The organism is Acinetobacter sp. CIP 101934, from assembly GCF_000369585.1.
Classification (GTDB): domain Bacteria; phylum Pseudomonadota; class Gammaproteobacteria; order Pseudomonadales; family Moraxellaceae; genus Acinetobacter; species Acinetobacter schindleri.
Map to the genome: position 1 here is coordinate 1,003,716 of NZ_KB850094.1, position 12,234 is coordinate 1,015,949.

Annotated in this window: 8 protein-coding genes; 7 read left to right on the plus strand and 1 reads right to left on the minus strand. The window is 43.0% G+C overall.

Features of this window, described 5'->3' with window-relative positions:
* Positions 1-55: 55 nt before the first annotated feature.
* Complete coding sequence (gltA, locus tag F899_RS05210; protein ID WP_004810845.1) at positions 56-1,330, minus strand: citrate synthase; 1,275 nt, start codon at positions 1,328-1,330, stop codon at positions 56-58.
* Positions 1,331-2,331: 1,001 nt separating this feature from the next.
* Here gltA and sdhC point away from each other — a divergent pair.
* The 7 genes from sdhC (at position 2,332) to lpdA (ending at position 12,121) form a co-directional block, all read left to right on the plus strand.
* Positions 2,332-2,730, plus strand: a complete 399-nt coding sequence (gene sdhC, locus F899_RS05215; RefSeq protein WP_008301879.1) for a succinate dehydrogenase, cytochrome b556 subunit — start codon at positions 2,332-2,334, stop codon at positions 2,728-2,730.
* On the plus strand, positions 2,730-3,092 hold the full coding sequence (sdhD, locus tag F899_RS05220) for a succinate dehydrogenase, hydrophobic membrane anchor protein (protein WP_004810840.1): 363 nt from the start codon (positions 2,730-2,732) through the stop codon (positions 3,090-3,092). Before sdhC ends, sdhD begins: the two co-directional genes overlap by 1 nt.
* Before the next feature lie 12 nt (positions 3,093-3,104).
* Positions 3,105-5,003, plus strand: coding sequence for an FAD-binding protein (locus F899_RS05225; protein WP_004810838.1), 1,899 nt, complete (start codon positions 3,105-3,107; stop codon positions 5,001-5,003).
* A gap of 14 nt (positions 5,004-5,017) precedes the next feature.
* Positions 5,018-5,728: a succinate dehydrogenase iron-sulfur subunit gene (locus tag F899_RS05230; RefSeq protein WP_004810837.1), complete on the plus strand. Its 711-nt coding sequence runs from the start codon at positions 5,018-5,020 to the stop codon at positions 5,726-5,728.
* 837 nt (positions 5,729-6,565) lie between these two features.
* On the plus strand, positions 6,566-9,388 hold the full coding sequence (locus F899_RS05235) for a 2-oxoglutarate dehydrogenase E1 component (RefSeq protein WP_005221251.1): 2,823 nt from the start codon (positions 6,566-6,568) through the stop codon (positions 9,386-9,388).
* Positions 9,389-9,406: 18 nt separating this feature from the next.
* The gene (gene odhB / locus F899_RS05240; protein ID WP_005221252.1) at positions 9,407-10,627 is read left to right on the plus strand and encodes a 2-oxoglutarate dehydrogenase complex dihydrolipoyllysine-residue succinyltransferase; all 1,221 of its coding nucleotides are present in this window, start codon (positions 9,407-9,409) and stop codon (positions 10,625-10,627) included.
* Between the two features lie 60 nt (positions 10,628-10,687).
* Positions 10,688-12,121, plus strand: a complete 1,434-nt coding sequence (gene lpdA / locus F899_RS05245) for a dihydrolipoyl dehydrogenase (RefSeq protein ID WP_005221253.1) — start codon at positions 10,688-10,690, stop codon at positions 12,119-12,121.
* Positions 12,122-12,234: the final 113 nt, after the last annotated feature.

The following is a 12,234-nucleotide window of genomic DNA, read 5'->3' on the forward strand; positions in this document are numbered from 1 at the left end:
TCCATAAAAAACCGCCCGAAAGGGCGGTTTCTTGGGTCTTTCGACGCGATTCGAATTAACGAACGATATCGCGTTGAGTTTCGCCAGTATAAAGCTGACGAGGACGACCGATCTTGTAAGATGCGCTGTGCATTTCTAACCAGTGGCTGATCCAGCCTACTGTACGTGCAAGAGCGAAAATTACAGTAAACATTTCTGTCGGGATACCAATCGCTTTAAGGATGATACCTGAGTAGAAGTCTACGTTCGGGTAAAGGTTACGTTTGATGAAGTATTCGTCAGAAAGCGCGATACGTTCAAGTTCCATAGCCAAAGCAAGTTGTGGATCGTTGATACCAAGTGCTGTTAACACTTCGTCGCAAGTCTCTTTCATTACTTTCGCACGTGGATCGAAGTTTTTGTAAACTCGGTGACCGAAGCCCATCAGTTTAACTTCTTTAGTTTTTACTTTTTCCATGAACGGAGCAACGTTCTCTACAGTGCCGATTTCATCCAGCATCTTAAGAACAGCTTCGTTTGCACCACCGTGAGCAGGGCCCCATAGCGCCGCGATACCAGCAGCGATACATGCATACGGGTTAGCGCCAGTAGAACCAGCAAGACGTACTGTAGAAGTAGACGCGTTTTGTTCGTGGTCAGCATGAAGCGTGAAAATACGGTCCATTGCTTTCGCAAGAATCGGGTCAACTTTGTAGTCACGGTCTGCAGGTGTAGCAAACATCATGTACAGGAAGTTTTCTGCATAAGTCAAATCGTTACGTGGGTAAACGAACGGTTGACCTACTGTGTATTTGTAAGTCCAAGCAGCCAGTGTAGGCACTTTAGCGATCAAGCGAATCGCAGTGATTTCACGATGGTCGATGTTTTCGATGTCAAGGCTGTTGTGATAGAACGCAGAAAGCGCACCAACAACACCACACATGATCGCCATAGGATGCGCGTCACGACGGAAACCATTGAAGAAGCGGCTAACTTGGTCGTGAACCATCGTGTGGTTACGAACTTTAGCATCAAATTCAACTTTTTGTTCAGCAGTAGGAAGCTCGCCATTTAGAAGAAGGTAGCAAGTTTCAAGGTAGTCTGCTTTAGTCGCTAACTGGTCGATTGGGTAGCCACGGTGTAAAAGAACGCCTTTACCACCGTCGATGAAAGTGATTTTAGATTCACACGCAGCTGTAGATACGAAACCAGGATCAAAAGTAAAGTGACCTGCAGCCAACACATCTTTAACGTCGATTACATCTGGGCCCAATGTGCCGCTGTAAATTGGTAGTTCAATTTGTTTGCCATCAAGCTGTAAAACGGCTTTTTTGCCAGTTGCTTCAGACATTCAATAGATCTCCTGTCCTGGTGAATGTTTATCCGAGTTGTCTATCAATCTTTTAATGTACAAAACGGACGGATCAAAAATTTGCTATAAGATTAGTGAGTACTGAAATTTTGTCAATTATACTTATGGATAAAAAATGACGTTACACAGCGGCTTAGTCACATAATCTCTGTATAAAAAGCTTTATTAAAATCACAGCATCAACGCGCTATAATAAGATAAAACATGCAGGAGGTGCAGAAAAAAATGCATTGTTTGCAGCAATAATTATCATCTTTTAATCGTAAAAAAATGTTTAAAATGATTAGGTTTATAATGATAAAGTGGCTAAAACTATATAAATTTCACTACTTACAGCTTTTTCAAGGGTTGGTAGTTTTTGTCAGGTCTTATAAATAAAAGCACTTAATAGAATATTTGGAAATGTCTGTTTGATTAAAAAATGACTTATTTTTGCTCGATTAAATCATGCTAATTTGATTTATTTGGAGACCTGTTTCACATTTTTAAGTTGAATAGCATAAAGTGGTACTGAAATGCGTTTTATCTGCCTAAGTGACGTATTCATTCAACTATTATAAAGATAGTTTTGTATTCACCATTTGGCTTATCGTAAATCTTTAAAAAATAGAGGGTTCTGTATAGTTTGAGTGATATTTTCAATCGAGCACTAAGTGCTTGAATCTTCACCTTTAGTCTAAAGAACAGATGTTTCTAATATATATCCATATCGGACTAAATTAATCGGCTTTATTATTTAAAAACATATATATAAGTATTGATTGAAGGCAATTATAAAATTATTGCAGATTAATCTTATTGTTAATGATTCTTATTTAAAGGATTTTTAGCCAAAAAGCTTATGAGAGTTGTTTGTATTTTGATAGTGAGCGTTTTATAATTCAGTGTCGTTTTACGTTTAGGCATGTATTTGCCTAATCAATGCCAGCTTTCCTTCGAATTAATTCCAACAAACTCCGGATGGAGTTTTTAACTACAGGATGCCCGCTGTGAAAAGCAACAGACCTGTCAATTTGTCCATGGGTCAAGTTTTAGAAGTAAACTTAAAATCACCTGTGGCTATTGCATCAATTCTACACCGTCTTTCTGGTGTGATCGTATTCTTACTCGTACCGGTCCTTTTATGGATTTTAGACAAGTCATTGTCTTCGCCTGAAGGTTTTGCTCAAGTGCAAGAAATCTTTAACGGTTTCATCGTGCGTTTTGTTGTATGGGTATTTGTAGCCGGCTTAATCTATCATACGTTTACTGGTATTAAGCACTTACTTGCAGATGTTGGCGTTGCAGAAGAACTGCAAAGCGGCCGTACTGCAGCTACTATTTCATTAATCTTGTCTGCGATCGGTATTGTTGCAGCATTTGTATGGATCGTACTCTAATGAAAAGTGCTACTGGTTTAACGGGTTCAGGTTCTCGCGATTGGTTTCTTCAACGTGTGAGTGCAGTGGTTCTAGCTGTGTATACTGTTATCGTTTTGGGTTGGATTCTACTGAATGGTGGCTTCAACTTTGAACAGTGGTACGGCTTTATGATGACTACACCAATGAAGATTTTGTCTTTATTGGCAGTATTCTCTCTTGTTGCACACGCATGGATTGGCATGTGGCAGGTTTTCACTGACTATGTGACTACTCGTCAAATGGGTCCATCAGCATCAGGTTTACGCATTGTATTGACTTCAGCAGTGATTATCGCTGTATTAGCATACGCAATCTGGGCAATCCAGATTTTCTGGGCTTGATAGGAAGAGATCATGGGCGCAATTAACCCTAAAGAAGATTACACAAATATTCCACATGAAACTTTCGATGCTGTCATCGTGGGTGGCGGTGGTTCAGGTATGCGTGCATCTTACCAACTTGCTCAAGCTGGTTTAAAAGTTGCTGTACTGACTAAAGTATTCCCGACACGTTCACACACTGTTGCGGCACAGGGTGGTATTGGTGCATCTCTTGGTAATATGCAAGAAGATAACTGGCACTACCACTTCTATGACACAGTTAAAGGTTCTGACTGGTTAGGTGACCAGGACGCGATCGAGTTTATGACGCGTGAAGCACCTCAAGTGGTATATGAATTAGAACATTTAGGTATGCCATTTGACCGTAACGCAGACGGTACGATTTACCAACGTCCATTCGGTGGTCACTCTGCAAACTACGGTGAAAAAGCGGTTCCTCGTGCATGTGCTGCAGCTGACCGTACAGGTCACGCACTTCTTCATACGCTTTATCAAAGCAACGTGAAAATGGGTACACAATTCTTCGTAGAATGGATCGCACTTGATTTGATCCGTAACGAAGCTGGCGATGTACTTGGTGTAACTGCTATCGATCAGGAAACTGGTAAAATTGCAGTATTCCAGGCGAAAGCTACTCTATTTGCTACTGGTGGTGCGGGTCGTGTTTACCGTGCATCTACTAACGCGTATATCAATACTGGTGACGGTCTTGGTATGGCAGCTCGTGCAGGTATTCCATTACAAGATATGGAATTCTGGCAGTTCCACCCTACAGGTGTTGCGGGCGCAGGCGTATTGCTAACTGAAGGTTGTCGTGGTGAAGGTGCAATCCTTCGTAACAAAGATGGCGAACCGTTCATGGAACGTTATGCTCCAACTTTGAAAGACTTGGCACCACGTGACTTCGTATCACGTTCTATGGACCAAGAGATCAAAGAAGGTCGTGGCTGTGGTCCTAAAGGTGATTATATCCTTCTTGATATGACGCACCTGGGTGCGGATACGATCATGAAACGTCTTCCATCTGTATTTGAGATTGGTAAGAAATTCGCGAACGTTGATATCACCAAAGAGCCAATTCCGGTAGTGCCAACAATCCATTACCAAATGGGTGGTATTCCTACGAATATTCATGGTCAGGTTGTTGTTCCAGAGTCTCCGGAAACTGAAGCACTGGTTACTCACTACGATAAAAATACTGATACATACTCTACTAACCAAGAAGGCCGTAACTTCACTAAACCAGTGAAAGGTTTCTATGCGATTGGTGAATGTTCTTGTGTATCTGTACATGGTGCAAACCGTCTAGGTACAAACTCACTGCTTGACTTGGTTGTATTTGGTAAGGCTGCTGGTCAGCATATCATCGACTATGTGACTAAACATCACGGTGATGAATATGAGCCGCTTCCTACCACTGTACTTGAGCAAACTGTTGCACGTATTCGTAAACTTGACGAATCAACGACAGGTGAAAATGCTCAGGAAGTTGCTGATGCGATTCGTGATATCGTTCAAGACCACGCTGGTGTATTCCGTACATCTGCACTTCTTGAAGAAGGTGTGAAACAGATTCTTGCAATTGAACCGCGCGTGCGCAACATTCACTTGAAAGACAAATCTAAAGTATTCAACACAGCACGTATTGAAGCACTTGAAGTTGAAAACTTGTATGAAGTTGCTAAAGCGACTCTAATTTCAGCTGCAGCGCGTAAAGAATGCCGTGGTGCGCATACGGTAGTAGACTTTGAAGAGTCTCCTGACCATCCTGCATACCCATACGGTCGTCGTGATGATGAGTGGATGAAGCACACATTATGGTTCTCTGCGGACAACCGTCTTGAGTACAAACCAGTGCGTTACCGTCCATTGTCGGTTGATGCAATTCCACCTAAACCACGTACATTCTAATTCGGAGAAGTAAGATGAGTAGAGGTACTCGTACATTTAATATCTACCGCTACGATCCTGATAAGGATGCAGCACCGTACATGCAAACTTTTAAACTGGAATTGACTGACAAGCACCGTATGTTGCTTGACGCACTTCTGGCATTAAAAGTACAAGACGAATCTTTAACGTTCCGTCGCTCATGTCGTGAAGGTATTTGTGGTTCTGATGGTGTAAACATCAATGGTAAAAACGGTCTTGCATGTCTGTGGAACCTGAATGATTTACCAGAAACAATCACAATCCGTCCACTGCCAGGTCTTCCAGTAGTTAAAGACCTTGTTGTAGACATGAATCAGTTCTACGATCAGTACAACAAAATTCATCCGTTCTTGATCAACAATCAGCCTGCACCGCCTAAAGAGCGTCTGCAGTCTCCTGAAGAACGTGAACATCTTGATGGTCTGTATGAATGTATTCTTTGTGCATGCTGTTCAACTTCATGTCCGTCATTCTGGTGGAATCCTGATAAGTTCTTGGGTCCTTCAGCATTGTTGAATGCTTACCGCTTCATCATTGACTCACGTGATACAGCAACTCAAGAGCGTTTGGCTCGTCTTGACGACCCATTCTCGCTGTTCCGTTGTAAAGGCATCATGAACTGTGTATCTGTATGTCCTAAAGGCTTGAATCCTACGAAAGCAATCGGTCACATCCGTAACATGCTTCTAGATATGGCTGGCTAATTCAGACTGCGAATAACAGTTTGTCAAAAAAGCACACCACTTGGTGTGCTTTTTGCTTTATAGGGGCGCTGAAAAGGGTAAAACTAGTTGACAAGCAGAAGTTATCAGCAGGAGCTCTGGTGCAATCATAAAAGGTGATGAATTATTTCAGAGCATTTTGCTCAGGTTTGTGCACTAATATGATGTAGTTCGATTTATTTATGATTTTTAGATGTAAAACTGACCTGAAAAAGATTCCCGATAATGTTATTATATAACGCAAGATTGCAAAGGGAGTGGATTGGAAGATTTACTCTCTTTTTGTTTATCAGTGGTATGGGGGATGGATGTAGGACTTTAGTCTACGGAGATTGTGTTTTTCATTTAAAGCTCCCTATGTTAGAGTAATTTCTGGTTGATGTATTTGACTAAAAAACACACATTTCTCGTCAAAAAAATCAATTGATTAGTCGAGATCGTGATAGCATTTAGCATAAGACTATATCCAAAAAATGTAAGGATTAATGTACACTTTTTAAACACGGAAAAACCTGCAACTGGTATATAAAGGTAAGTTAGAGTCGCTTTAGAAAAAATACAGCTTAAGCCTTTGTTTTTTCTAAGTCGATTTGCAAAAAATTGCTCGGTTTTTATCGGGTATTCGATGAGTGATGATGCCGCTGAGGGGCGTTATTGTTCATTAAACATATCAAGAGTTGCTCTTGGTGTGGTGATAGCGCCTCATGGCTTATGCCTTATGGGGGACTAATGTCATCTTACCAATTTGACATTACTAATCCTGGGTTTTGCTTAAAAAGCATCCTGAAAATGTTTTTGCAATAGGAAATGGGTCCACAAATGCAAGAAGTTGCTGACGCTCTGCGTCTTGACACTGAACTTAGCGCTGATAGTGCAGCGTATATTGAAGAACTTTATGAGCAGTATCTGACCGCTCCAGACTCAGTGGGTGCTGACTGGAGAGCGTACTTCGATAAATTCCCAAAAGGTGATCAACCACACAGCAATGTACGTGAGCAATTCCTACTTTTAGGTCGCAATTCAAGCCGTATTCAGCCTGTTATCCAATCGACAGTAAGTTCAGAGCATGAACGTCGTCAAATTGGCGTTTTACAGCTGATTGCTGCGTACCGTAACCGTGGCCACCAAAAAGCAAAACTGGATCCATTAGGTCTGGCTAAACGCGAAGTTGTGCCAGATCTTGATCTTTCTGCGCACGGTTTAACTCAGTCTGATCTGGACACTATATTCAATACCGGTAACCTTGCGATTGGTAAGGAAGCAGCGACTTTGGGCGAAATGGTCCAAGCGATGGAAGCGACTTACTGTAGCTCTATCGGTGCTGAATACATGCACATCGTGGATACCAAAGAAAAACGCTGGATCCAGCAACGTCTTGAAAGCGCACGTGGTCAATATGGCCTGAGTGCTGATCAGAAAAAACATGTTCTTGAACGTTTAACTGCGGCTGAAGGTCTGGAAAAATACCTCGGTAATAAATTCGTGGGTGCAAAACGTTTTGGTGTCGAAGGTGGTGAGTCTTTCATTCCTATGGTGAATGAATTGATCCAGCGTGCCGGTTCTGTAGGCTGTAAAGAAGTCGTAATCGGTATGCCACACCGTGGTCGTCTGAACCTTCTGGTTAACATCATGGGTAAAAACCCGGCTGACCTGTTCGGTGAGTTCGAAGGCAAATCACTACACAAGAAAGGTTCTGGTGACGTTAAGTATCACCAAGGTTTCTCTTCTAACGTGATGACTCCAGGTGGTGAGGTTCACTTGGCATTGGCGTTTAACCCATCTCACCTTGAAATCGTTGGACCTGTAGTTGAAGGTTCTGTACGTGCACGTCAAGTCCGTCGTAAAGACATTGGCGGCGATGACGTGTTACCAGTGATTGTTCACGGTGATGCTGCATTTGCAGGTCAGGGCGTAAACCAAGAAACCTTCCAGATGTCACAGACTCGTGGTTACACAGTAGGTGGTACAGTTCATATCGTAGTGAACAACCAAGTTGGTTTTACCACATCTGATCCACGTGATGCACGTTCTACAGAATACTGTACTGACATCGCGAAAATGATCCAGGCACCGATCTTCCATGTGAATGGTGATGATCCGGAAGCTGTATTATTTGTAGCTCAGCTTGCACATGACTTCCGTCATACTTTCCGTAAAGACGTCGTGATCGATATGTTCTGTTACCGTCGTCGTGGTCATAACGAAGCGGACGAACCAGCTGCAACTCAGCCAATGATGTACCAAGTGATCAACAAAAAAGCGACCACTCGTACGCTTTATGCCGACAAACTGGTTCAAGAAGGTGTACTTGATCGCGCAACTGCAGATCAAATGGTTGAACAATACCGTTCTGATCTTGAAGCCGGTAAACATGTAGCCAATGCACTGGTTCTAGAGCCGAACAAGAAAATGTTCGTAGACTGGACACCGTACCTGGGCCATGAATACACAGACGAGTGGGATACTACATGTGATCTAGAACGTCTTAAAGAGCTTGGTCGCAAAATGCGTGAGCTTCCAGAAGGCTTCGTGATGCAGCGTCAGGTATCTAAAGTGATTGACGACCGTCTGAAAATGCAAACTGGTGAAATGCCGCTGAACTGGGGTGCTGCTGAAACTCTAGCCTATGCATCACTGCTAGATGATGGTTATCTGGTTCGTTTAACTGGTGAAGACGTGGGTCGCGGTACCTTCTCACACCGTCATGCAAAACTGCATAACCAGGTAGATGGCTCAACTTATATTCCACTTTGCCACATCAAAGAGAACCAACCGCGCGTTGCGATCTATGACTCTTTATTGTCTGAAATGGCAGTACTGGCATTTGAATATGGTTATGCGACGACTCTTCCTAAGAGCCTGATCATCTGGGAAGCTCAGTTCGGTGACTTTGCAAACTGTGCGCAGGTGGTGATTGACCAGTTCATCTCATCTGGTGAAACCAAATGGGAACGTGTATGTGGTCTGACTATGCTTCTGCCACACGGTTTCGAAGGCCAAGGCCCTGAGCACTCATCTGCACGTCTGGAACGTTTCTTACAACTATGTGCTGAAGACAACATGCAAGTGATGACTCCAACTACACCTGCACAGATCTTCCACGCGTTACGTCGTCAGGCAATCCGCCCGATCCGTAAGCCAATGATCATCATGTCACCTAAATCATTGCTTCGTCATAAATTAGCGGTGTCTAATCTGGAAGAACTGGCTAACGGTACATTCCAGACTGTGATCGACGAAGTAGATAACATCAACAAAGCAGACGTAACCCGTCTGGTATTGTGTGGTGGTAAGGTTTACTACGATCTGGTTGAAAAACGTCGTGAAAAAGAATTGAACAACACTGCAATTGTACGTATTGAACAATTGTATCCGTACCCAGAAGCACGTCTTGCAGAAGTTCTTGCTCAGTATCCAAACCTGAAAGAACTGGTTTGGGCACAAGAAGAACCGAAAAACCAAGGTGCTTGGTTGTTCATCGCGCCTCGTTTATATGACGATGTGATGAAAGCGGGTAAACAAATCCGTATTAGTTACGCAGGCCGTGAAGCTTCAGCTGCACCGGCGTGTGGTTCACCATACTTGCATGCAAAACAACAAGCTCAGCTCGTTAACGACGCTCTAGCGATCGATGCTGAATAATCCAGGAGATTCTAAATAATGGCAACCGAAATTAAAGCACCGGTATTTCCAGAGTCAGTTGCGGACGGTACGATCGCAACTTGGCACAAACAACCAGGTGAAGCAGTATCACGTGATGAAGTGATCTGTGATATTGAAACTGATAAAGTTGTTTTAGAAGTTGTTGCTCCTGCAGACGGTACAATTGCATCAATCGTTAAAAATGAAGGCGATACAGTGCTTTCTGCTGAAGTGATTGCACAGTTTGAAGAAGGTGCTGTATCTGGCGCAACTCAAACTCAAGCAGTTCAATCTGAAACTGAAGCATCAGTAGAGCAAGCTGCTGCAAAAACTGAAGCAGGTAATGCACCGATCGTTGAGCGTCAACAGGTTCAAGACCAGGCTCCAGCAGTACGTAAAGCATTGACTGAATCTGGTATCAATGCTGCTGACGTATCTGGTACAGGTCGTGGCGGTCGCATCACTAAAGAAGATGTTGCGAACCATCAGTCTAAACCTGCAGCGCCTGCTGCTGCACCGTTAAGCGTTGCGGTTGGTGAACGTATTGAAAAACGCGTTCCAATGACTCGTCTGCGTAAACGTGTTGCTGAACGTCTGCTTGCTGCAACTCAAGAAACAGCAATGCTGACTACGTTCAACGAAGTCAACATGAAACCAATCATGGAAATGCGTGCACAATACAAAGACGCATTTGAAAAACGTCATGGTGCACGTTTAGGCTTTATGTCTTTCTTCGTGAAAGCTGCAACTGAAGCATTGAAACGTTACCCAGCAGTAAACGCTTCTATTGATGGCGACGATATCGTGTATCACGGTTACTACGACATCGGTGTTGCGGTTTCTTCTGACCGTGGTTTAGTGGTTCCTGTATTACGTGATACAGACCGTATGAACTATGCTGAAGTAGAAAACGGTATTCGTGACTATGCTTATAAAGCACGTGACGGTAAGCTTGGTATTGAAGATATGACTGGCGGTACATTCACTATTACTAACGGTGGTACTTTCGGTTCATTGTTATCTACACCAATTCTAAACACGCCACAAACTGCTATTTTGGGCATGCACAAAATCCAAGAGCGTCCTATGGCGGTAAATGGTCAAGTTGAAATCTTGCCAATGATGTACTTGGCGCTTTCTTATGACCACCGTTTAATCGATGGTAAAGAAGCTGTAGGTTTCCTTGTAACAATCAAAGAATTGTTAGAAGAGCCAGCTAAACTCATCCTTGACCTTTAATTCTAAAGAATAAATCAGTGGGCTCGGAGCGATCCTCTAAGCCCATTTTTGGAGATAAAAATGTCTCAACAATTTGATCTTGTTGTTATTGGCGGTGGCCCAGGTGGTTATGAAGCGGCAATTCGTGCGGCTCAACTTGGCTTTAAAGTTGCGTGTATCGAAAAACGTATTCACAAAGGTAAGCCATCTTTGGGTGGTACCTGTCTAAATGTGGGCTGTATCCCATCTAAAGCACTGCTTGACTCTTCCCAACGCTATGAAGCAACCGTTCACGAACTTGCTGAACATGGTATCACCACAGGTGAAGTTAAATTTGATCTAGACACTTTGTTGGCACATAAAGACAAAGTTGTAGATCAATTGACGGGTGGTGTTGCTCAATTACTGAAAGGTAATGGTATCGAGTGGTTACAAGGTACTGGTAAATTACTTGCAGGTAAAAAAGTAGAATTCACACCGTTTGAAGGTGATGTACAGGTTTTAGAGCCTAAATATGTGATTCTTGCGACTGGTTCTGTACCTGTCAATATTCCAGTAGCTCCTGTTGATGAAGACTTGATTGTTGATTCGACTGGTGCATTGAAATTCCCAGAAGTTCCTAAACGTCTTGGTGTCATTGGTGCAGGTGTTATCGGTTTAGAGTTAGGTTCAGTATGGCGTCGTCTAGGTGCAGAAGTGGTTGTGTTTGAAGCACTGGATACATTCTTGCCAATGGCGGACAAAGCATTGGCGAAAGAATATCAAAAAATCTTGAAAAAACAGGGTTTAGATATTCGTTTCGGTGCCAAAGTTTCAGGTACTGATGTTAATGGTCGTGAAGTGACTGTTAAATATACCCAAGGCGGTGAAGACAAAGAACAAACTTTCGATAAATTGATCGTTTGTGTAGGTCGTCGTGCTTATGCTGAAGGTTTATTGGCAGATGATTGCGGTATTAAACTGACTGAACGTGGCTTAGTTGAAGTAAACGATTGGTGTGCAACTTCTGTTGAAGGTGTTTATGCGATTGGTGACTTGGTACGCGGTCCAATGCTTGCACATAAGGCAATGGAAGAGGGTGTAATGGCAGTGGAGCGTATCCACGGTCATGCTGCTCAAGTGAACTATGACACCATCATCAGCATAATCTATACCCATCCAGAAGCAGCTTGGGTGGGCTTAACTGAAGAGCAAGCCAAAGAAAAAGGCCATGAAGTGAAAGCAGGCCAATTCCCGTTTGCGGTGAATGGTCGTGCATTGGCAGCTGGTGATACGGCTGGTTTTGTGAAATTCGTTGCTGATGCGAAAACAGACCGTCTTTTAGGTATGCACGTTGTGGGTCCTAATGCATCTGATATCGCACACCAAGGTATGATCGCGCTTGAATTTGTATCTTCAGTTGAAGATTTACAATTAATGACATTCGGTCACCCAACCTTCTCTGAGGTGGTGCACGAAGCAGCACTGGCCGTCGATGGACGTGCCATCCACGCGATTCAGCGTAAGCGTAAATAATCTAAAAAAGAGCGGCTCCGGCCGCTCTTTTACATTTGGTGGTTGTTTTTGAATGAATAATCATCTAAAAATAAAGATAAGTAAAATCTAAGATCCGAAAATACCAATATTGA